21 protein-coding genes and 1 tRNA gene are annotated in these 21,584 nt (G+C 64.9%); 16 read left to right on the top strand and 6 right to left on the bottom strand.

Annotation, left to right across the window (positions count from 1 at the left end):
- Nucleotides 1-170 precede the first annotated feature (170 nt).
- Nucleotides 171-2,084 (bottom strand): TAT-dependent nitrous-oxide reductase, encoded by a 1,914-nt coding sequence (gene nosZ, locus ACKVEX_RS05710; RefSeq protein WP_473214736.1) that lies wholly within the window; start codon nt 2,082-2,084, stop codon nt 171-173.
- A gap of 276 nt (nt 2,085-2,360) precedes the next feature.
- On the opposite strand from nosZ, the gene ACKVEX_RS05705 reads away from it, so the two are divergent.
- Together ACKVEX_RS05705 and ACKVEX_RS05700 are read left to right on the top strand one after the other, a co-directional pair.
- A complete protein-coding gene (locus ACKVEX_RS05705; RefSeq protein WP_473214735.1) occupies nt 2,361-3,629 on the top strand; it encodes an ATP-binding protein in 1,269 nt (422 codons plus the stop codon).
- Nucleotides 3,626-4,216, top strand: a complete 591-nt coding sequence (locus tag ACKVEX_RS05700) for a response regulator transcription factor (protein ID WP_473214734.1) — start codon at nt 3,626-3,628, stop codon at nt 4,214-4,216. Before ACKVEX_RS05705 ends, ACKVEX_RS05700 begins: the two co-directional genes overlap by 4 nt.
- A 15-nt stretch (nt 4,217-4,231) precedes the next feature.
- Here ACKVEX_RS05700 and ACKVEX_RS05695 read toward each other — a convergent pair whose 3' ends face one another.
- Both ACKVEX_RS05695 and ACKVEX_RS05690 read right to left on the bottom strand, forming a co-directional pair.
- Nucleotides 4,232-4,762, bottom strand: a complete 531-nt coding sequence (locus tag ACKVEX_RS05695) for a Spy/CpxP family protein refolding chaperone (protein WP_473214733.1) — start codon at nt 4,760-4,762, stop codon at nt 4,232-4,234.
- A gap of 246 nt (nt 4,763-5,008) precedes the next feature.
- Nucleotides 5,009-5,461: an RrF2 family transcriptional regulator gene (locus ACKVEX_RS05690; protein ID WP_473214732.1), complete on the bottom strand. Its 453-nt coding sequence runs from the start codon at nt 5,459-5,461 to the stop codon at nt 5,009-5,011.
- A gap of 237 nt (nt 5,462-5,698) precedes the next feature.
- On the opposite strand from ACKVEX_RS05690, the gene ACKVEX_RS05685 reads away from it, so the two are divergent.
- From ACKVEX_RS05685 to ACKVEX_RS05675, 3 genes are all read left to right on the top strand, one after another.
- Nucleotides 5,699-6,895: an NnrS family protein gene (locus ACKVEX_RS05685; RefSeq protein ID WP_473214731.1), complete on the top strand. Its 1,197-nt coding sequence runs from the start codon at nt 5,699-5,701 to the stop codon at nt 6,893-6,895.
- 239 nt (nt 6,896-7,134) lie between these two features.
- Nucleotides 7,135-8,562 (top strand): alanine/glycine:cation symporter family protein, encoded by a 1,428-nt coding sequence (locus ACKVEX_RS05680; protein ID WP_473214730.1) that lies wholly within the window; start codon nt 7,135-7,137, stop codon nt 8,560-8,562.
- A 109-nt stretch (nt 8,563-8,671) separates the two neighbouring features.
- On the top strand, nt 8,672-9,154 hold the full coding sequence (locus ACKVEX_RS05675; protein WP_473214729.1) for a DUF456 domain-containing protein: 483 nt from the start codon (nt 8,672-8,674) through the stop codon (nt 9,152-9,154).
- Between the two features lie 44 nt (nt 9,155-9,198).
- Here ACKVEX_RS05675 and mgtE read toward each other — a convergent pair whose 3' ends face one another.
- Both mgtE and ACKVEX_RS05665 read right to left on the bottom strand, forming a co-directional pair.
- On the bottom strand, nt 9,199-10,863 hold the full coding sequence (gene mgtE / locus ACKVEX_RS05670; protein ID WP_473214728.1) for a magnesium transporter: 1,665 nt from the start codon (nt 10,861-10,863) through the stop codon (nt 9,199-9,201).
- Between the two features lie 117 nt (nt 10,864-10,980).
- A complete protein-coding gene (locus ACKVEX_RS05665; protein WP_473214727.1) occupies nt 10,981-12,393 on the bottom strand; it encodes a dihydrolipoyl dehydrogenase in 1,413 nt (470 codons plus the stop codon).
- Nucleotides 12,394-12,784: 391 nt separating this feature from the next.
- On the opposite strand from ACKVEX_RS05665, the gene ACKVEX_RS05660 reads away from it, so the two are divergent.
- The 11 genes from ACKVEX_RS05660 (at nt 12,785) to ACKVEX_RS05610 (ending at nt 21,094) form a co-directional block, all read left to right on the top strand.
- Nucleotides 12,785-14,098, top strand: coding sequence for a tyrosine-type recombinase/integrase (locus tag ACKVEX_RS05660; protein ID WP_473214726.1), 1,314 nt, complete (start codon nt 12,785-12,787; stop codon nt 14,096-14,098).
- A 33-nt stretch (nt 14,099-14,131) separates the two neighbouring features.
- Nucleotides 14,132-14,446 carry a hypothetical protein gene (locus tag ACKVEX_RS05655; protein WP_473214725.1) on the top strand — a complete coding sequence of 105 codons (315 nt, stop codon included), beginning with the start codon at nt 14,132-14,134 and terminating at the stop codon, nt 14,444-14,446.
- 54 nt (nt 14,447-14,500) lie between these two features.
- Nucleotides 14,501-14,785 carry a hypothetical protein gene (locus ACKVEX_RS05650; RefSeq protein ID WP_473214724.1) on the top strand — a complete coding sequence of 95 codons (285 nt, stop codon included), beginning with the start codon at nt 14,501-14,503 and terminating at the stop codon, nt 14,783-14,785.
- Between the two features lie 121 nt (nt 14,786-14,906).
- Nucleotides 14,907-15,527 carry a hypothetical protein gene (locus tag ACKVEX_RS05645; protein WP_473214723.1) on the top strand — a complete coding sequence of 207 codons (621 nt, stop codon included), beginning with the start codon at nt 14,907-14,909 and terminating at the stop codon, nt 15,525-15,527.
- A 288-nt stretch (nt 15,528-15,815) separates the two neighbouring features.
- Nucleotides 15,816-16,166 carry a hypothetical protein gene (locus ACKVEX_RS05640; protein WP_473214722.1) on the top strand — a complete coding sequence of 117 codons (351 nt, stop codon included), beginning with the start codon at nt 15,816-15,818 and terminating at the stop codon, nt 16,164-16,166.
- A gap of 8 nt (nt 16,167-16,174) precedes the next feature.
- The gene (locus ACKVEX_RS05635; protein WP_473214721.1) at nt 16,175-18,208 is read left to right on the top strand and encodes an AAA family ATPase; all 2,034 of its coding nucleotides are present in this window, start codon (nt 16,175-16,177) and stop codon (nt 18,206-18,208) included.
- Between the two features lie 136 nt (nt 18,209-18,344).
- Nucleotides 18,345-18,656 carry a hypothetical protein gene (locus ACKVEX_RS05630; protein ID WP_473214720.1) on the top strand — a complete coding sequence of 104 codons (312 nt, stop codon included), beginning with the start codon at nt 18,345-18,347 and terminating at the stop codon, nt 18,654-18,656.
- A gap of 111 nt (nt 18,657-18,767) precedes the next feature.
- Nucleotides 18,768-19,205 (top strand): DUF5681 domain-containing protein, encoded by a 438-nt coding sequence (locus tag ACKVEX_RS05625; RefSeq protein ID WP_473214719.1) that lies wholly within the window; start codon nt 18,768-18,770, stop codon nt 19,203-19,205.
- Between the two features lie 68 nt (nt 19,206-19,273).
- Entirely contained in the window at nt 19,274-19,735 is a 462-nt protein-coding gene (locus tag ACKVEX_RS05620) for a hypothetical protein (protein WP_473214718.1), read from the top strand.
- 310 nt (nt 19,736-20,045) lie between these two features.
- Complete coding sequence (locus tag ACKVEX_RS05615) at nt 20,046-20,495, top strand: DUF4124 domain-containing protein (RefSeq protein ID WP_473214717.1); 450 nt, start codon at nt 20,046-20,048, stop codon at nt 20,493-20,495.
- 77 nt (nt 20,496-20,572) lie between these two features.
- A complete protein-coding gene (locus ACKVEX_RS05610; protein WP_473214716.1) occupies nt 20,573-21,094 on the top strand; it encodes a hypothetical protein in 522 nt (173 codons plus the stop codon).
- Nucleotides 21,095-21,387: 293 nt separating this feature from the next.
- Here ACKVEX_RS05610 and ACKVEX_RS05605 read toward each other — a convergent pair.
- Nucleotides 21,388-21,464, bottom strand: a tRNA-Met gene (locus ACKVEX_RS05605).
- Nucleotides 21,465-21,584 lie beyond the last annotated feature (120 nt).

The raw sequence follows: 21,584 nt of genomic DNA, 5'->3' as shown, positions 1-21,584 counted from the left end.
CAAGACACGGAAGTCAAATCATCAGCTAATAAGCGCTTACTGAACTTAAGAGGAAAAAAACGAGGGGCGCGAGCCCCTCGAAAAGTCACCCTTTGGAACCGCCCAGGAGAGGGGCGGTGCACCTGCCGGGCGCGCGAGGCGCCCGGCATCGTGCCCGGTGGTCGGACCGGTCAGGCCTCGACGATCATGCGACCGCGCATTTCGAGGTGCAGCGCATGGCAGAAGTGGGTGCAGTAGTACCAGTACACCCCCGGCTTGTCGGCCTTGAACGTGACCGACGCGGTTTCCTGCGGATTCACGATGAAGTTGATGTTGTAGTCCGGAAGCGCGAAGCCGTGGGTCAAGTCCTCGATCCGGTCCAGGTTGGTCAGGATCAGCGTGACCTCGTCGCCGACCTTGACGTTGAACAGGATCGGATCGTAGGTCGGCGCATAGGACACCATGCGCACGGTGACCTTGTTGCCGTCACGGGTCACGCCGGTGTTGGCCACGTCGGTGGTCGCCAGCGGGAAGTTCTCGTGCTGGTAGATCGGGTTCGGCGCGAGCAGCTCGCGACGGAACATGATGAAGTCGTGCGGCTCGGGGCGGATCGGCGACTCGTGCGCGAGAATCATCTTTTCGCCGGAAATGTCGATCAGTTGCTCGTTCTCCGGGTGCATCGGACCGATCGGCAGATAGCGGTCCTTGGAGAACTTGCAGCCCACCGCCAGCCACTTGCCGTCGGCCGCGATCGTCTCGGACTGGGTCGCGTTGATGTGACCCGGCTGATAATGCACATCGAGTCGATCGACGACGTACTGCGCGTTCTTGTCGCCCGCATGGAACTTGATGGCTGCGTCCACATTCCACTTGACCACCTGGCTGTCCAGGAACAGCGTGGTGTAGGCATTGCCACGGCCGTCGAAGGCGGTGTGCAGGGGACCGAGACCGAGCTCGACTTCGGCGACGATCGCGTCATCGATGTCGGCCAGATTGCCGTCGAACCACGCGAGTACCTTGTCGAGTTCGATCACGGTGGCGGTCGGCGACAGCTTGCCGGCGCAGATGAAGTACTTCTGATCCGGGCTGGCATTCACGCCGTGAGGGTTCTTCGGCACGCTGACGGTGGCGGTCAGCGCGGTCTTGGGGTCCTTGTTGGCCTCGCGGGTGCCGTCGACGACCGGCACCTTCGAGTCACCGATGGTCGTGAACTTGCCGTCCTTGATGGCCTGCTCGATGCGCGCGATGTTGTAGAAGATGCACGCGTCGCGCTCGGCCGACATCATGTCCTGGAAGGTGACGCCCATCTCGGTGTTGTACTGGTTGCTGGCCGCCAGCTTGCCGTCGAACGAGGTCGCGACCAGGTCGCAGTTGCCGTCGATCAGCACCTGCCAACGCACTTCCATGGTCTCGGCATCGACACACGAGAACAGCGAACGGTATTGCGAGCCGTCCTCGGTCGGTGTGTTGGGCAGCGGAATCGAGAACTCGCCGCCACAGAACACGCGCGTGGTGTAGTTGATCGCCGGGTCGACCGGGTCGCGCTTGTCCGGAAAGATGCCGTGGAAGCCCATCACGTTGGGCAGCTTGGTGATCTTGTCGCAGATGAAATAGTCGAGCCGGATCCGCGCGATGCGCGAGTTGATCTTGTCGTTGATCCATGCATAACGGCCGTCGTAGTTGCCGTCCTTGTAGGACGCGTGCGTGTGGTGGGTGTCGCCGACGGTGAACTGCAGGCTGCCGTCGGGCTTGGTGCCCATGACGGCCTTGGATTCGTTGGTGATGCCCCAGCCGATCAGCGCGTCCGGCACGAAGCACGGCACACGGTGGAGTTCGCGACCGGACGGGATGCCGAGCACGCGGAAGTCGCCGGTGTGGCCGCCGCTCCACAGGCCGTAGTATTCGTCGAGCTCGCCGGGGGCTACATGCGGGTTCATCGCGCCATTGGCGGTCGCTGCGACCGCTTCGCGGCTGACACCCGGTACGACCGCGAGACCGGTCGCCAGGCCCGCGCCGGACAGGCCCATGATCGCGGTGGTGTTCAGAAACTTGCGTCGGCTCGGGTTGGTCGCCCCGTCCTTGGTTGGTTCGTTGGTGTGACTCATGGTCCCGATCTCCTTGGTGTTGTGGTCAATCCCTGGCCGCATCGTCGAATCGCCCGTCACGCCGGTGGCCGCCTTCTGGTCGCGTGGGCATGCGTCATATCGTCGCTGCGACATTTCGTCGCACTTGCATTAAACGACCCGGCTCGAGGGGGTGCTTTGATCTGGGTTAAGAATCGGGCATGTTTGCGGGCCTAAGCTTGGCATTGCGGTCGTTTTTGCCGTCGAGCCGTGCCCGCACCGACGCGGGTCCGGCTTTTGAACGATCGAAAGGGAATCATGATCCAGCCAACATCCTCGACCGAACCGGTTCCGCTGCTGTCCGCGCAGATCGCGCGGCTGATAGTGCTGCGCTGGTGGTCGGTGGGCATGATGCTGGTGAGCGTGCTGTTGCTGCCCGGCTGGCTGGGCCTGTCGCTGCGGACCGGGCCGCCGCTGGCGGTGGCGCTGGCGCTGGTCGCAATCAACCTGTTTTCGATCGCGGCGTTGAAGGCCGGTGTGTGCCGTTCGAGCGCTGCGCTATTCGTGCAGCTGCTGCTCGATCTGAGCGCATGGAGCGTTTTCGTATACTTCACCGGGGGGGCGGCCAACCCGCTGATATCGTTGCTGCTGCCGCTGCTCGCGATCGGTGCGACGGTGCTGCCCGCGCCGATGGCCTGGGTGCTCGCCGGCCTGGGCATCCTGTCGTACTCGTTGCTGTGGCAGTTCAACCAGCCGATCCGTATGGCCGATCCTCAGGTTGCGGCCTACTGGCACCTGCTGGGCATGTGGATCACGTTCGCGGTGTCGGCGCTGGTCATGGTCGGTTTCGTGCTGCGCATGACGGCGGCGCTGCGCGAGCGCGACCACGCGCTGGCTCTCGCGAGCGCCCAACGGGCGCGCGACGAGCATCTGGTCGCACTCGGCAATCTCGCCGCGGGGGCGGCACACAGCCTCGGCACGCCGCTCGGCACGATCCGGCTGCTGGCCGACGAACTGGCGCAGGACGCCACAGTGCCGGCGGCGGCGCGGGAGGACGTTGCGCTGATTGGCGAGCAGGTCGATCATTGCCGTCAGACGCTGGCACTGCTGACCGCGCGGGCCGGAAATCGGCGCGCCGAAGGAGGCGGGCGGGTCAGGGTCGAAGACTGGGCGCGTGCCGTCATCGAGAGCTGGCAGCGCCAGCGTCCGCAGGTGATCGCGCGCGTGACCTGCGACCCGGCGCTCGAAGGTGTCGAGATGGTCGGCGACGAAGCCCTCGCGCAGGCGCTGCACACGCTGGTCAACAACGCAGCCGACGCGTGTCCGCTGGATGTGGAGATCGATATGCGGCTCAGCAACCGGCAACTGGTGTTCGAGGTGCTCGATCGCGGGGGCGGGGTACCCGAGCATATCCGCAACGATCCGGGCGATCGCCCGGTCGCCGAAGGCGGTTCCGGCCTGGGCATCGGGCTGTTTCTGGCGCGCGCCGCGATCGCCCGCGCGGGGGGCGAACTGACGCTGGCTGCCCGTGCGGGCGGCGGAACGGTTGCGCGCATGACTCTTCCATTGGAGCGATTGCAGACATGAGTTCCCCTGAGTTCGCCGGGGGCGACGCCGCCGGTGTGGACGCCGACGGCGGCCTCGTGGCGCCGACGCTGCTCGTCATCGACGACGATCCGGTGTTCAATCGCGTGCTGTCGCGCGTGATGGGGCAGCGCGGCTTTCGCGTGTTCGGCGCGCGCGATGCCGATGACGCGCTTGCGCTGGCGCGCCGCCACGATCCGGAGTTCGTCGTGCTCGATCTCAACCTCGCCGGCCAGTCCGGACTGAAGCTGATTCAGCCCCTGCTCGCGCTCAACCCCGACGTGCGCATCCTGGTGCTGACTGGCTATGCGAGCATCGCCACCGCTGTCGATGCGGTGAAGCTGGGTGCGGTACAGTATCTGGCCAAGCCGGCCGAGGCCGATGCGATCGTGCGGGCGCTGTGCGCCGACGAAGTCGTGCTGGCCGATGCCGTGTCCGATACGCCGATGTCGGTGGACCGCCTCGAATGGGAACATCTGCAGCGGGTGCTGGCCGAACATGATGGCAACATCTCGGCGACCGCACGCGCATTGCGCATGCACAGGCGCACGCTACAGCGCAAGCTCGCGAAGCGGCCGCATCGGGACTGACTGCGGCCGCCGGGTTCAGCTGCGTCCCGGTCCCATGCGGTGACCATGACCCATGCCGTCGCGCTGACCCCGACCCATCTGCGCGAATTCGCTGTCGAAGACGGTCTTCTGCGCATCGCTCAGCGTCGCGTAGAAGGCTTCCACTGCCTGACGCGTCTCGGTCATACCGGTCTGGCGCAGCTGGCTCATTTCCTCCATGCGCTGCATGCGTTCGATCGCCGTCTGCGGCGGGCCGTCAGCGCTGCGCTGCTGCATGCGCTCGCCCATGGCCCCGGCGCGTTCGGTCATGGCGGATTTGAACGTGTTCCAGGCCGGTTGCTGTTCCGGGGTCAGCGCCAGCGCGAGCTCGAGCCGGGCGAGGCGGGCTTCGGCGCGCTGCTGCATCTGCGCCTGACGCTCTTCCGGTGCCATCTGCTGCCACGCGGCCTTGCCGCCCTGCGCGCCATAGCCGCCGCAATCTCCGCCGCGGGCGAGTACCGCCGTGCTGGCGAGTCCCGCCATCGCAATCATCGAGGCGGCGAGTGAGGCTTTCATCCAGGTTTTCATGATCATGCTCCTTGTCGGTGGGGTGATGTCACCCGTGTGCTTGGGCGATGGGCTCATTTGAACACCGACATGTATGCCGGATTTGTCCGGATAGCGTCGCCTTGCATCGGCATGTCTCGGATGCGCCGCTGGATACTTTGGGATACAAAACCGCGTCACCTGGTCCGGCTGCACGCCGTGGCACGCGATGCGCGGCCGGGCATGCGCGGTGTGCCCGGTCGATCTGTCCGTGACCGCGGTCCCGGCTTACTGCGCGGCGCCCGAAATGTCCCGATGGAGGACACGCAGCTGACGGGTTCGCGGGGTGCCGAGCAACTCGGCCAGCGTGACCTCGTCCAGCGCGCTCATGAAGGACTGCAGCGCCTTGCCGAACGCCATCTTGAGCTTGCAGCCCGGGTCGAGCAGACAGGTGTTGTTGGGCCCGAAGCACTCGACCAGTTCCATGCCCCGCTCCATGCGGCGCACCACGTCACCCACCCGGATCGTCGCCGCATCGCAGCCGAGGCGAAGGCCGCCGCCCTTGCCGCGCAGGCCCTGCACGAATCCTTCGCGGACGAGCTGATTGACGACTTTCATCAGATGGCTGCGGGAGATGTCGAAGCGTTCCGAGATCTCGGAGATCGTCACGACCCGGTGCGTGTTCTCGCCGAGATACATCAGCACGCGCAGGGCGTAGTCGGTGTGTTGCGTGATGTGCATCGGGACTCCCGAAGGGCGGCTGGATTTCAGGGGGGCGTCGGGTGCCGGCCGCGCGCGATGATCGCGATCACGGACCCATGCTGTCGCACCCGCCTGATCGCAGTATATCGCGGACCGTCATAAGATGCATATAAGTTGACTCTTTAAAGGCGGCAGAATATATTTGTGCTGAAATTCGCCGCGCAGGACTGACTGCCGACGCGGTCCATTGCCGCATTCAACGAGATACGAACCCCGATGGCCACACTCATTCCGCTCAATGAACCCAGACGCACGCCGGTGGACCAGACGCCGAGCTGGCAGGCTTTCATGTCGATGGCGTTCCGGCCGTTCTATCTTCTCGCCGCGATCCAGGCGGCGCTGTTCATCGCGGTATGGGCGTTCGGCATCGGTGGCACGCGCGCGCTACCCGGCTTCCTGTGGCACGGACACGAGATGATCTGGGGCTACGCGGGCGCAATCATCGTCGGCTTCCTGCTGACCGCGGTGGCGACCTGGACCGGCCAGCCGCCGGTACGTGGGCTGACGCTCGCAGCGCTGGTCGCACTGTGGCTGGCAGCCCGCATCGTGCTGCTGGCCGTGCCGTCTTCCAGTCTTTGGGGCGGGGCGCTGTCGGTGCTTTTCTTCGTCGCGGCGGCGCTGCTGCTCGCCGCGCCGGTGATCCGCACGCGCAATCGCCGCAACTACATCGTGCCGCTCATCCTGCTCGCCTTCGCGGGTGCGAACCTGTCCTTCCATCTTGCGGTGGCGGGCGAACTCGCGATCAATGCGCGCCACATGCTGCATGTGGGGCTGTTGATCGTGACCGCGGTGATCTTCTTCATGGGCATGCGCGTGATCGCATTCTTCACCAGCCGCGCATTGCAGACGCCGCAGGTCGCGAACGGGCCGGTCGTCAACGCGGTGGCGATCGCCGCGCCGCTCGCGATGGCCTTGCTCGTGGCCGTCGACGGTCCCGTCGCGTTGATTGCACTGTTCGGTCTGGTCGGTGCGGGGACCAATCTCGCGCAGCTCGTGCGCTGGTGGCAACCGAAGGTGGCCGAGCGCCCGCTGTTGTGGGTGCTGTTCGCCGGCTATGGGTTCTCCGCATTCGGCGTCGGACTGTATGGCATGGCCCATGCATGGCGGCCGATGCTGACCAGCTCGGCGCTGCACAGCATCGCCGTGGGCGGCATCGGCATGCTGACGGTGGGCATGATGACACGCACCGCACTTGGCCACACCGGCCGCGCGCTCGACGTGCCGCCCCCGATGACGGCCGCGTTCTGGCTGGTTCTGGCCGCCACCTTGCTGCGCCTGCTGTCTACGCTGCCGACCCCGCTCGCACAGCCTGCGTTGATCGCGAGCGGCCTGGCTTTCGCTGCGGGCCTGGCCTTGTACGTGTTCCGCTTCGGTCCGTGGCTGATCCGGCCGCGCGCAGACGGCATGCCCTGACCCGCGCCGCGCACGCACGACGGCGCGCAGGCGCCGGTCAAGGTGCCTGCGCGCCGGGTGCCTGGCTACCGAGCCGCCGTCGTTTCACGCCCCGGAATCAAGGCCGGTATGACAGTCGATGGACTTTGTCGCGCGCGATGCCTATTCTGCACTCTGGTGCGCGCCCTCCGACTCATGCGGATTGCTTCGATGTGGCAGGGCGGGCGATCAGTCCGACATTGCTGACATAGGGGCCGAGCATGGAACTCATCACCCGTTTTTTCGGTTTGATCGAGGATCTCACCTGGGGTTGGGCGCTGATCCCGATACTGGTGGTGTTCGGCCTGTTCATGACGCTGGTCACCGGTTTCGTGCAGTTCAGGTTCTTCAGGCGGATGTTCGGTGTGCTGTCGTCCAAGAATCAGACGGGCGATCCGAACGCGATCAGCGCGCGCGAGGCGCTGCTGGTGTCGGTGGGCGGCCGCGTCGGTGGCGGAAACATCGCAGGTGTTGCGGTGGCGATCACGCTCGGCGGCCCGGGCGCGGTGTTCTGGATGTGGGCGATCGCGCTGGTGGGCATGGCGACCAGCCTGGTCGAGTGCTCGCTGGCCCAGTTGTTCAAGCGATCGGTCGGCGACGGAACCTACCGGGGCGGACCGGCCGGCTACATCATGCACGGGCTGGGCTCGCAATACCGCTGGCTCGCGGTGGTCTACGCGATCTGCCTGATCGCGTCGTTCGCGTTCGGCTTCAATGCCTTTCAGGGCAACACCTTCGCGGGCGCCGTTCAGAACAGCCTCGGCATCGATCGCCTGTGGAGCGGCCTGTTCCTCGCGGCCATGACCGGATTCATCGTGTTCGGCGGCATCAGGCGCATCGCGAAGGCGGCGGATGTGATCATCCCGGTCATGGCGCTCACCTACATCGGGATGGCGTTGTTCATCATCGCGATCAACATCACCGAGATTCCGGGCCTGATCGCGATGATCGTGGCCAATGCGTTCGGTCTGCAGGAGGCGGTCGGCGGCGGCATGGGCGCGGCGATCGCGCAAGGGCTGCGGCGGGGCCTGTTCTCGAACGAGGCAGGACTCGGCTCGGCACCGAACGTGGCGGCCACGGCGGACGTGCATCACCCGATCAGTCAGGGCATCACGCAGTCGTTCTCGGTGTTCATCGATACCCTCATCATCTGTTCGTGCACCGCGTTCGTGATTCTGCTCAGCGACGTCTATGTGCCGGGGGCGACCGGAATCGACGGCGTGGTGCTGACACAGCAATCGCTCGCGTCGCATGTCGGTGACTGGGCGCTGTACTACCTGACCTTCATCATCATGCTGTTCGCGTTCAGCTCGATCATGTACAACTACTATCTCGGCGAGACCGCGCTGGCGGAACTGAGCAGGCATCCGGGATCGATACAGGTACTGCGTCTCGCGGTGATCGGCATCGTGTTCCTGGGCGCGTCGGCGCCCGGTGCCACGTCGGTGTTCTTCTTCTCGGATCCGCTGATGGGCATCCTCGCACTGGTGAACCTGGTGGCGATCATGATGCTGTTCCCGGTCGTGATGCGCATCCTCCAGGATTTCCGGGAGCAGTTGAAGGCCGGCGTCCAGCGGCCGGTGCTGGACGTCAGGAAGTTCCCCGATCTCGATCTCGATGCGAGCGCATGGTCGAAGAAGAACTGGTGATCGCAGTGCCCGCTGGCGGGAAAATCGCGTGCGGGCGTGAACACACATCGGGCAGGGGCGGCAGGCGCGTCGCGTCGCGCCGCCTCGCGTCGTGCTCGGGCGCGGGTGCATGACGACGGCCCTGGTCTGGACCTTCGCCGTACTGCTGGTCGTCATCGGTCTGGCCGGCTTGGTATTGCCGGCGTTGCCCGGGCCGCTGCTGCTGTTCGCCGGCCTGTGGATGGCGGCCTGGGCGGAGCAGTTCGCCTACGTGGGCACGATGACGCTGATCGGCCTGGCAGTCATGGCGGCATTGGCCACGCTGGCAGACTTCATCGCGGGCGCCTTCGGTGCACGGCGCTACGGCGCGTCGATCCGGTCGGTCGTCGGCGCGGCCCTGGGAGCGGTGGTCGGCATCTTTTTCGGCCTGCCCGGCCTGTTGGTCGGCCCGTTCATCGGCGCGCTGCTCGGCGAACTGTCGGCGCGCAAGGGCCTGGTCGCGGCCAGTCGCGCCGGTTGGGGCGCGACGATCGGGCTGGTGCTCGGCAGTGCGGCCAAGCTGGCACTCGGCTTTACGATGCTGGGCTTGTTCCTGGTGATGCGGTTTTTCTGATTCCGGGCCCTGCGCGTCGGCGCAAACGCGCCTTGCGAGACACATCACAGCAGAAGTACGGTCGCGAGGCCCAGGAAGGCGAAGAAGCCGACGACATCGGTGACGGTGGTGAGTATCACGCTGCCGGCGAGTGCGGGATCGATGCCCATGCGATCGAGGATGAGCGGGATGGCCAGCCCGGCCAGCGCAGCACACAGCAGGTTGATCAGAATCGCCGCGGCGATGACGCCGCCGATGCCCCAGTCACCAAACCAGGCGACCGCCAGCAATGCAACCACCAGCGCCCACAGCAGGCCGTTTAGAATCGAGACCCCCACCTCGCGGTCGAGCAGCACGCGGATGTTGCCCTTCTGGACCTGCTTGAGGGCGAGACCGCGGATCACCAGTGTCAGGGTCTGGCTCCCGGCGATGCCGCCCATGCTGGCGACGATCGGCATCAGCACGGCCAGGGCGACCAGCCGCTCGAGCGTCGCCTGGAACTGACCGATCACCCAGGCGGCGAGAAAGGCAGTGACCAGGTTGATGCCCAGCCACAGCGCACGCCGGCGCGAACTCACCAGCACCGGCGCGAACATGTCGGCCTCGTCATCCAGGCCGGCCATCTGCATCACGGTGCGGTCCGACTCTTCACGGATCAGGTCGACCACGTCGTCGACCGTGATGCGGCCGATCAGACGCTGCTGCTCATCCACGACCGGTGCGGACAGCAGGTCGAGGTCCTGGAACAGGCGGGCGACTTCGAGGCTGTCGGTGGCAACCGGGATGCCCGCGATATCGGTCTGCATCAATTCGGCAACGCGGGTGTCGACGCTGGCGGTCACCAGCGCGGACAGCCGCAGCGCGCCCTGGTAGTGGCCCTTGCGATCCACCACCATCAGCATGTCGGTCTGCGGTGGCAGGGTCTCGAGCAGGCGCAGGTAGCGCAGCACCGTACCCGCCATGACGTCCGCGCGGATCTCGATCGCGTCGGCGTTCATCAGGCCGCCTGCCGACGCCTCCGGGTAGGAAAGCATCGACTCGAGTTGCTCGCGACGCGCCCCGCCGGTGGCATGCACCAGCCTGCTGCCGAGTTCCTGCGGCAGGGTCTGGATGAGGTCGACCAGATCGTCCAGCTCGATGTGCTGAATCGAGGCGATCAGATCCTCGAGATCGAGCTCCTGCGCCAGTGCGGCGCTGATCTCGTCGTGCAGGTAGCTGAGCACACGGCCCGCGCGCTCGGTCTCGACCATGCTCCAGGCCTGATTACGTTCGGCAGGCGGCAGTGCCTCGAGCAGGCCGGCGACCTTGGCCGGGTGCATGCGGTGCAGCAGCTTGCCGACACGCTTGAGCTTGCCCTGTTCGAGCGCCTGGCGCACGGCCTCGAGCTGGCTGACGCCATCCTGATGAGACTGACCGCCCGTGGCCGAGGCAGCGCGTTCGTCATCGGCCTGGTCCTCATGCGCTTCGCCCCCCAGCTCGCGATGCAAGTCACCGCTCAGGTGGGCGAGGACCCGGTGTTCGCGCGTCGCGTCGACCTGCTGCCACAGTGCGCGCCGTTTCTCCCCGCCGAGGTTTTCGAGCAACGCGGCGACCTTGGCCGGGTGCATCCGGTGCAACAGCTTGCGCACGCGCTTGTTGCGTCCATCGGCCAGCGCCTGAACGATCTGCTCGCTGTAGCTGCGCGGGCGCTCACCGGACTGGGAGGTCGTGGAGGGGTTTTCGTTGGTCATGGCAGCAAGGATACTTTCGGTCTATCCGGCCAGAGAATGTTTGACATCGGTCCACGGTCCGTTCTGGCTTCAGAAAAGTGTCAATATTTTCTCCACAGGCGCTTGCCGATGCCGCCGTCAGTCGAGCGCTTCGATCTGATAGCTGCCGCATGCGGATAGATCGAAGCGGCTCAGCCCCGATTTTGCGGCAAGTTCTCGCAACGCGGTACGCAGGCCTTCCTCCAGTACCGGATGGTAGAAGGGCATGGCGAGCAGATCATTGACGGTCAGTTCGCGACTGATCGCCAGCGCGAGCAGATGTGCCATGTGTTCGGCCGCTGGTGCGCACATTTCGGCGCCCAGCAGCCGGGCGTCATCCGCCGACGCGTAGACGCGCAACAAGCCCTTGTTGCGCTGTGCGGTCAGCGCGCGCCCCTGGGATGCAAAGTCGACGCTGCCGACCAGACACCGATCCGTGTCGATGTCCGAGAAGCGCTGGCCGACGGTCGCCACGCCCGGATCCGAGAACACGATGGCGAGCGGCGTGCGGCGTTGAAAGCAGGTCGGTTCGGTCCCCACCGCGTTGAACCCGGCAATGAAGCCTTCGTCCGCCGCTTCGTGGAGCAGGCCGGCATCCGCGTTCGCGTCACCGGCAATGAAAACCGGTAGATTCGCGATCCGCATGGTGTTGCGGTCGAATGGGGGCATGCCGCGCTGGTCCAGTGTGATTCCGAGCGTTTCAAGGCCCAGCCTGTCGAGATTGGGTTTGCGGCCAACGGCCACGAGGGCGCGATCCACCTCCAGGTCGACCGAGCCCGCCCGCACGCGAACGCCGTTGGGCGTGCGGGACAGATCGACCTCGTGACCGGTATGGACCGCGAATTCTTCGCTGAGCGATTCGCGCAGCGCGGCATTGACGAGCGGGTCGGATATTCCTGCCAAGCGGTCGCTCTTGCCGAAAGCGTGGACGTCCACATCGAGTCGCGCCAGCGCCTGGGCCATCTCGACGCCGATCGCCCCGAGGCCGATAACCGCGATGCGCTCAGGCAGCGTCGTCTGCTCGAAAAAGCTGTCCGTGGTCAGCAGTCGGTCGCCGAGTGCCTTCCAGGCTTCGGGTACGACCGGCGTCGAGCCGGTGGCGATGATGATGCGGCGAGCGCGGAATATCTGCTGGTCGACCGCGACCTCACCCGGCCCGATCAAGCGCGCACGACCCGGGATGCTGCGCTCGGCGAGCGCGTCGGTCGCTTTCAGCGTTCCGCGCACGAATCGATCGCGCAGCTCGCGCACGCGCTGCATGACGGCCGTCGCGTCGATCGACAGGCCGGCGCTGCCCCGGATGCCGAAAGCCTCCGCCTTGTGCCGTGCGTGGAAGGCATTGGCCACCTCGATCAGTGCCTTTGACGGCATGCAGCCCACCCTCGCGCACGTCGTGCCATACGGGCCGTCGTTGATCAGCAGGAAACGCTCGGTCTGCTTGCGCACCTGCCGGACTGCTGCCAGACCCGCGGAGCCTGCACCGATGATGATGACGTCGAGATTCTTGGTCATGGATTGTGTCCGTTCAGTGATCACGCTTGCATCTCAGGAGTCCGAGCGGTGCCCGGATTGCGTTCGGAAATCTTACCGCCGGCTTGCATGGGCATTGCCCGGATTTGGCTCCGCCATAACCATAAAGCAAAAAGCCCGACCTTGAGGGCCGGGCTTTTTTCTTTGACTGGTTGCGGGGGCAGGATTTGAACCTGCGACCTTCGGGTTATGAGAACGAAAGAATCCGCATTTTTCGGGGTTGAGAAATTCATAGAGTATTAGCTTAGAGCTAAGATTTTAAAGGGAAAAGCAGTTTTATCGGATTGACCGGCATTGATGCGGATTGATAGAATCTACTTACACAGTGCTTACACGGAACCGCCGTGTAAGTGCCTGTAAAGGAGACCGAGACATGGCACGCATCAAGCTGACCGCAGGCCGCATCCGTGACCTGAACTGTCCGCCGGACAAGAAACAAGTCTTTCTGTGGGACACCGACGCCCCCGGTCTCGCTGTGCGTGCAACCGCTGGTGCGCATGCATTTGTGTTCCAAGGGAGGCTGAAAGACCGGGACTTGCGCCTGACCATCGGGGATGTTCGCGCCTGGAACCTCGACGACGCCCGCACCGAAGCCCGCCGACTGCTGACCTTGCTTGACCAGGGAATCGACCCGCGCCAAGAGAAGGCCGAACGCATTGCAGCGACCGAGACCAAGAGGGAAGAGTCCCGCCGCGCTGCCGCGCCTGCTCTCGACGCCTGGGGCGCCTATCTGAAGGCCCGCGCCGACCGCTGGAGTCCGCGCACCCTGCTGGACCATCAGCGGATGTCAGCCGAAGGCGGGGAACCCAAGACCCGAGGCCGGAAGCGCGGAGAGGATGCGGAGAAGAAACCCGGCATCCTGCGTCCGTTGCTCGTTCTGCCGCTGGACCAAATCACGCCCGCCCGCGTCCGGTCCTGGCTGAAGGATGAAAGCGCCAACCGTGCGACTCAGGCCCGAATCGCCTTCGGCAATCTTCGGACCTTCCTGAACTGGTGCAGCGACCGCCCGGAGTACGCGAGCATCACGCACCCCGACGCATGCACCGCTAGGGTGGCCCGCGACGAACTGCCGAAGAAGGCAGCGAAGGACGACTGTCTGCAACGCGAACAGTTGCCACTATGGTTCGAGCATGTCCGCAAGCTGCCGAACCCGGTCCATGCCGCCTATCTGCAAGCCCTGCTGCTGACCGGTGCCCGCCGGGAAGAACTCGCCGGGCTGAAGTGGGAGGATGTCGACTTCCAGTGGGGGAGCCTGACCATCCGCGACAAGGTGGAGGGCGAGCGCACTATCCCGCTGACACCCTATGTCGCGTCACTGCTGGCCCTGCTGGCCCGCCGGAATGAATGGGTGTTCAGTAGCCCGACCGCCGAATCCGGGAGGCTCCAAGAGCCGCGCGACCCGCACAACAAGGCACTGACCGCCGCCGGTCTGCCGCATGTCACCTTGCACGGACTGCGCCGGTCTTTCGGCACCCTGGCTGAGTGGGTGGAGTGTCCCGCCGGAATCAGTGCGCAAATCATGGGGCACAAGCCGTCCGCCATCGCGGAGAAGCACTACCGCCGCCGCCCGCTGGACCTGCTGCGCCAGTGGCACACGAAGATCGAAGCCTGGATTCTGGAGCAGGCCGGCATCGAGCAACCGAACCAGGAAGAGGCCGCGCCCGGTTTGCGGGTGGTGGCGAACTGAGCGACCACAACCAACGCGACCGGAGCGCCCATCATGATTGTCGACCTGCACCTAGAGCCGCACCCCTGGGCACGGAACCGGGCTGAACCGCTGCACTTCATCTGGAACAGCGAGACCGGGGAGCTTGGCTCCGAGGCGAAAGCGCGCCTGGGTGAGCGACTGCGCCTGTCCGTGGAGCACGGGAGCATTTCAGCCGACCCGGTGCCGTGCTCCATCGACTTCGATGACCCCTGGCACAAGCCAGAACAGATGGTCGTTTTCCTGGCCCATGACTACCGGCTACCAGCCGAACTGATGCGTCACTACCCGAAGTTTGACTATCAGTGGAGGCCCGATGTCCTTTACTGACCGCCTGACGTTATCGGGCACCCTGCACCATCCCCTTACCCTGGAGACCCTGCTATGACCGCCCTCGCTACCCTTGCCGCCGGTTTCGACCACGCCGACGTGAACAAGCGGATGGATGCTGCCGATGCCATCCGCCGCCGGACCCTGCAAATCGCCGCGATTGCCCGCCTGATGGGGGCAGTCGGTCCCGACTCGGGCAAAGTGACCGATGCCACGATGGAGAACGCCGCCTGGGCAGTTGCCGACCTTGCCGACGATATCGACCGTCTGGCCGGTCTGCTGCAAGACATGCCCGCGAAGCCGGAAGTCTCGGAGCCGACCCGGCTCGCCGCCGCGTGACCAGGGATGACCGACCCTAACTGACCGAGCACGCCGCCCCTATCCCGACGGGGAGAAAAGCCGGACACCTTCGCCGGCCTGGGGTGGCACCTGAACGAAGGTGCGCACGAAGGAGCGCGCCGTGACGAGCGACAAACCAACCGCCAGCCCCCTAGAAGACCTTTTTATGATGATTGGTGGTCCCGACATGCCCACCGATGAGCGGCAGAAACTTCTCAGCATAGTTGAGGAGTTCGACCGACTGTCACAGGAAATGTCCTCGAACTTTGGCCCCACAATCGCAACGCGTGACAGCGCCGTCGAGCGCGTACTTAGTGGCGTAGAGGACCGGGATAAGCGAGTCGGCGAAAAACTGATACAGGCCATCCTCGAGGCTAAGGAAGCGGAGAGGAGGCGCCGCATTGAGCAAGTCGAAGAGGAAGAACGGGCCCGCCTGCGGGTGCGTGTGCAGTGGGAGGTGAGCAAGCGCGAAACCGAGGTGCACCAGGAAGAGGCCAAGTCCGTCCCCCTGACCCCGATGAAACGCGCCGCCATCATCGAGCGCCTGGGCCGCAAATACCCAGCCCTGGAGTCCGCTCTAGACCGCTCTGAAGAGTGGGCGAAGGCTTGCCGCACCGGGAAACGTGGCTGGTACTACCTGGAGCGCATCGAGGCCGAATGCCGTGCCCGATGGGGCGGAACTGCGCCCGCACCCGCTGCCGACCTGAGTCCGGCCGCTCAAATACACCGCATCGGGCGATAAAGCCCCGAATTCCCCCCGAAGAACCCCCGGATTTTCCCGCGTTCTCCCAATCCGTTGAACTGCATCCCGTACCGCGCAAGCGGGATGATTGGAGTTCAACGAGATGGGAATTTCGACTGAAGAATTGGCCGCACTGCTGCGTCTTAAACCGCAGAGCTTGCGCGCCGCCCTGTGTCGGGATGGGCATTACTTCGGCCTGCGTCCGCGGAAGATGCCGAATGGGCGCCTTCTTTGGCCCGCTGACGCCGAAGAGAGGCTGACGACCCCGCGTAAGGTGGAGGGTGCGGAATGAAAAAGCGCCCGACCCCCGATGAAGGAAAGCCGAGCGCCCGGAACAGCGCCCATCCTAATGCAGACTTGTTCCCCGATAGCCTGCCGCCGGTAGCGCCCGCCATCTGGCCGAAGGCAGGCACCCGCAAAGCCGACGCACTGGAAGCCCTGATTGCTGGCCCGCAGAACCAGTGTGACTACTGGCCCGGCTGGCGACTCGCTGCCTATGTGAAGAGCTTGGAATACGACGGCTGGAAGATACGTCACCGCCAGTTCAAGCACCCGCGATGCAAGCCCCTGATTGCGGAATACAGCCTCGACCGGAAAGACCCTGCAACCGCTGCCGCCCTGGCAAAGCGGAAGCATTGAGGCCAGCCATGCACAACGGACACGACCCCGAGCGCGCCCGGTCCGCGCTGTGGCATCTGGACGCCGGATGCACCCGCCCCGAGTGGGTCCGCCTGGGCATGGCAGCCAAGGCCGCCGGTCTCGACTTTGAGGACTGGCACCAGTGGTCCGCGACCGCCGGCAACTACCAGGGGGAGCGCGACTGCCGCACGACTTGGCAGAGCATGAAGGGCGAAGGCATCGGCCCCGGCACCCTGTTTGCGACCGCCCGCGCCGCCGGCTGGACCGACCGGACCGCACCGAATGGAAGCGCACCCGGCCGGCTACCGTGGTCCGAGCATGCCAGAACGGCCGAGGTGCCGATATTGACCCCGAGGCCACCCAACGGCACGCCCGCCGACCCTGTGGCCTTGTGGAGCCGTTTTCCGCCCGCGCCCGCCGACCATCCCTATCTGACGCGAAAGGGCATGGCCCCCGATGGCCTGCGGGTGGTGCCGATGGATGCCGGCCTGCACATCGCCGGGCACGACTGCGCCGGGTGGCTGGCGCTGCCTGTCTGGAGCATCGAGCGTGCCGAACTGCAAAGCATCCAGTTCGTGAGCCCCGAGGCCGGCCCGCCGAAACTGAGCTTGCCGGGCTGTCGAATCGCCGCGGGTGCGCTGGTTGTTCATCCCGACGCGCCAGAGGGGAGGCCAACGGCTGAAGCCTTCGCGGGTGGTGTGGCCTACTTGGCTGAAGGGGTGGCGACGGCAGCGAGTCTGCATCAAGCGACCGGCTGTGCCGCTGTGGCGACCTTCGGCAAGAGCAACCTTGCGACCGTGGCCGGCAACCTGCGCCAGCATTACCCCGGCCTGCGCATTGTGCTGGTGCCCGACCGGGGGGGAGAAATCCCGGCCGCAGAGATTGCCCGCGCGCTGGGTGGCCCGGTGGCCTGGGTGGAACTGCCCGACGACCTGCCGCCGAACACCGACGCGAACGACTACGCTGCCGCGCACGACCTCGACGGGCTGGCCGAACTGCTGAAGACCGAGCGCACCCCGCCGCAACGCTTCCAACTGATGACGCCGGCCGAACTGGCGAGCCTGCCGCCGGTTCGCTGGCGGGTGCGTGGCGTCCTGCCGCTGGATGGCATCGCCGCAATCTATGGCCCGCCCGCATCAGGAAAGTCCTTCCTGGCACTCGACCTGCTGGCCGCCATCGCCGCCGGCCGGCCGTGGTTCGCCTACTCGGTGAAGCCCGCGCCGGTCCTGTACATCGCCCTGGAAGGTGAGCACGGCATTTCGCAACGCGTCCGAGCGCATCAGGCCCGGCACGGCACCGCCGACCGCATGCGCTTCCTCGCCGCGCCCCTGGACCTGCGCCAGCCACAAGACCGCGCTGACATCATCGGCGCTGCCCATGCGGCCGGGCTGGCGGGTGGCGTGCTGTGCGTCGATACCCTGGCCGCATCCGCGCCGGGCATGGATGAGAACACCAGCGCCGATATGGGAGCCGTCATTGCGGGCCTGAAAGCCCTGCAAGCCGAGCTTGGCGGGTGCGTGCTGGCTGTGCATCACACCGGCAAGGATGCGACCAAAGGGTTACGCGGTCACTCGTCCCTGTTGGGTGCGCTGGACTGCGCCATCGAAGTAACGCGCACCGACGACCGCCGGGAGTGGAAGACCACCAAGGCGAAGGATGGCGCTGATGGTGAAGGGCATCCCTTCCGCCTGGAGGTGGTGGAGCTTGGCGACGACGAAGACGGCGAGCCCATAACGTCCTGTGTCGTCGCACCAGAGGAACGCACCGCCGACGCCCTGCGCCGTGCATCGCTGCCCGGAGGCGGGAACATGCGCCTTGCCTATGACGCTATCGCCGCCGCACTGAAAGACGCGAAAGCCTGGGGCAAGGCATCGGTCCCGCCCGGCCGCCCCTGCATCGAACTGGAGGCCGCCATCACAGCCGCCGCTGGTGCGCTGCCTTGCGAACCAAAGAGGAAACGCGAGCGCGCCCAATCCGCCATTACCGGGCTCGTGAGCAGGGGAAACCTGGGACACGCGGAGGGGTGGATATGGCTTCCCTGATTTTCCTTCCCGTTCCTTCCCGCTGGTCCCGCCCCCCTAAAGGGGGAGCGGGAAAAACGGGAAAACCCGGACTTCCTGAATTTTCCCGTTTCGGGAATTTCGGGAAAGAAACCTGCCTTGCAAAGGACTCCGCAGCATGACCAATTCCAAGACCGGAACCTTCATCAACCAGTTGGAAATCGAGCACGAGGAAGACGGGCGCATCACCCTGACCCAACTCGGAAACGGTTTCGGGGATGACTGCATCACCCTGGACCGCTGTCACCTGGATGTCCTGGCGAAGATGGCGGGATACCACCTGCCGACCGACCTCGACCACGCGACCGAGCGACTTCGAGACCGTCTGAATCTGGTCCTGGCGCTGGTCCGCTCGCACACTGGCCCGGACGACCCGCTGAGGGCCGCTGTGGAGGCCGTCTGCCCGGTCTCGACCGAGGGCAAGGCGTGAGGGTGGGCAAGGTGCCAGAACCGCCCCTGGCCCTTTTCCGTGGCCCATCAGCGGGTGCTCGCTGGCAACGCACGAAGCACACCCGCTGATATTGCAAATGGAGAGCACGAAGTGAACCAGAAACGAGCGAGAGCAGGCGCATGGAAGCCGGGGCAAAGCGGGAACCCGAGGGGCAAGCCCAAGGGCACCCGCAACAAGGCGACGATGGCGGTCCTGGCGCTGATGGAAGGGCAAGCCGAGACCATCACTCAGGCGTGTATCGACGCCGCTCTCGTGGGCGACATGACCGCGATGAAGTTGGTCATGGAGCGACTGGCCCCGCCGGTCCGCGAGCGCCCGATTCTGTTTGATCTGCCAGACCTCTCGACCCTGGCCGGTCTCGACGCTGCACAAGCCGACGTGACCCGAGCCGTATCGACTGGCGACCTGTTGCCGGGTGAGGGGATGACTCTGACGAACATCCTGGACGCCCGCCGAAGATTCATCGAGTCCGCCGACCTGGAGCGACGTATCTCCGCCCTGGAGGATGCGAGCGAGAGCAGGAAGTAACCGAACCGTTCCTGAACCCTTGCCGACCCTTCCGCAACCGTTCGGATTGATCCAAGAGGAAAGCCCCGATGACCGCCCGCAAGACCACGACGAAGCGTCCGACCCGGAACCCGCCTATCGCCTTCGATGACGAAGCCCGGCAACTTGTCCGCGTGCTGGCCGGATGGGGGATGCCTCACGCCGCCATCGCGACCCAAGTCTGCGACCCCAAGACGGGCAAGGCAGGAATCACCCTTGCGACACTGCACGAGCATTTCCGGGATGAACTCTGCGCCGGTGGTCCTGACCTGATTGCAACCGCCATCCGCACTCAGCACGACTTGATGACGAAGGGCCGAACCGATGTTCGCGACCGGGTGAGTGCCGCTGTGCTTCGTCGCTTCGGTCTCGCTGGCGACGATGCGCTCGTGCTGCACGCCCTGACCGACCCCGAGGGCATCCCGAGCGCTGCACGCGAAGTTGATGCCGTGGAGCTTGAGAAGGCGATTCTCGCGTTTTTGCATGGCCGCACCGACCAGGACGAAGCCTGACCGTCGAACGGTGAATAGCCTGGGGGTGGTTCGGCCGAACCACGAGATGTGGTCGTTCTTGTAGGTCCGTCTGTTGGAGGCTTCGTGATTGATTGAAACTCACTGCGCTGTGACGAGTGATTCGGTTCCTGTTTGCATTCATGGCCGGCTGTGAAGTGAAGGGCAACACTGTTTCGGTTGAACCTCTATCGCTTTCGTGCAGTGGTCACGTGACGCGTATTCCTGCACACTCTTCCCTACATTCATGGCGATTTCTGCGTAGTGATGGTGAGTTCAAGCGGCGCAACGCCAAATTGATGGGGATGCCTGCATGTTCAAGGCGCTTACACTCGTCGTCGCGTTCGCTGCTTTACCGGTGTGCGCGAATGCTCAGACCGTGTATCGGTGCGTTGTCGATGGGCGCACCACGTTTTCACAGGTGCCGTGTGCGCCTGATGCGGACCGGATCAATGCTGCACCTGCGGCCGGGCAGGGCGACCCCATGGCGGCCGAGCGCGCCAGGATGATGCAGTTGCGGCGGCAAATGGAACTGGAGCGCGGCGAGGCCGACAGGCAGCGCCAGCGCACGGCCGCGCAACGGCAGTCCGAACACGACCGGCGATGGGAGCGAACCTCGAAACAGATCGACTGCGACTACACGACGCGACGGCGCGAGAGTGCGGAATATCTGGCTGATCGGTTCGTGGTGCCCGAGAACATTCGGCGCGAAAAAGCAAATGCGCGAGACCTGCGTTCGCGCGAGTTCATGGATTGCAAATGACGACTTGTCCATCCTGCGGCTACACGAGACAACCCGAAGATACGGCACCTGATTATGAGTGCCCGAAATGCGGTCGGGTGTACGCCAAGGCAGCCGCGCGCAATGCCGCGCCGCGCAGCGTACGCTCTACAATGATTGAGCGCGATAGCTTCGGCGCAGACGGATCTGCGGGCTCTGGCGGGGCGAAGCGATGGGTCGGTGCCCTCTTGATCATTGGTGCGATAGCCGCGGGCGCGTATTTTGTTCATGCGGACCGGCAAGCCAAGGAAGCCGAGCGCGCCGCAAACCTTGACTCGCTCGAGCGCGTGCAGCGGGTGGCCGAAAAGTGGGACGATGCAATCAAGGTGCTGGAAGTCACACCGCGCCTTGCTGCGAGCGGGCCCATTGGAGCGTTGCAGGCAATCCACCGGGATCTGCGCAACATGAGTGTGACGTCGTGCGTTGTGCCGGCACGGGATGCCCTGGCGACAGCAACCGGGTTTCACCTTGAGGCGGTGATGTCGATTCTGCGCAACGATGAACAGCGTGCCCAGCAAATGGGTGAGCGCTACGTTCAGGAAATGCAGGCGTTCTCTGAAATTACGCTTGACTGCCGATGACGGGCGATTTTCGGTTCGAAGCGTGACGCAGTGCGCGGCGCGATGCAGACTAATGCGTGCGGCTCGATTTTCTGTCTGCGACGACAGCGATGAACATGCAACGTCATGTCAGAAGAGAGCGGATCTGAAGGGATGCATCATCCTGATGAAGTCCACTGAGTGTCCGCATCGCATGCGGACATTTTGCCGCGTGCCTCCATCGGCATTGCTTGCCAGCGCTTACAAAGTGCTTACACCACGACAAAGCAACAAAAAGCCCGGTCTTTTGAACCGGGCTAAGTGCTTGTTTTGTTTGGTTGCGGGGGCAGGATTTGAACCTGCGACCTTCGGGTTATGAGCCCGACGAGCTGCCAGACTGCTCCACCCCGCGTCTGGAGAACGCAACTATAGGCGATGGGCTGCTCCATGTCAATTCTGTTCGCGATGCTTCTCGATACCGTGCGGCACGATGGTGCGACGAGGACGGGTTGCGGTACGGGGCGTGTCGGCC

It is taken from the genome of Denitraticella aggregata, assembly GCF_048158365.1.
In the GTDB taxonomy this organism is placed as follows: Bacteria; Pseudomonadota; Gammaproteobacteria; order Burkholderiales; family Rhodocyclaceae; genus Azoarcus_F.
Note: the sequence above shows the minus strand (reverse complement) of the source record. Positions and strands in the feature narration are given on the sequence as shown.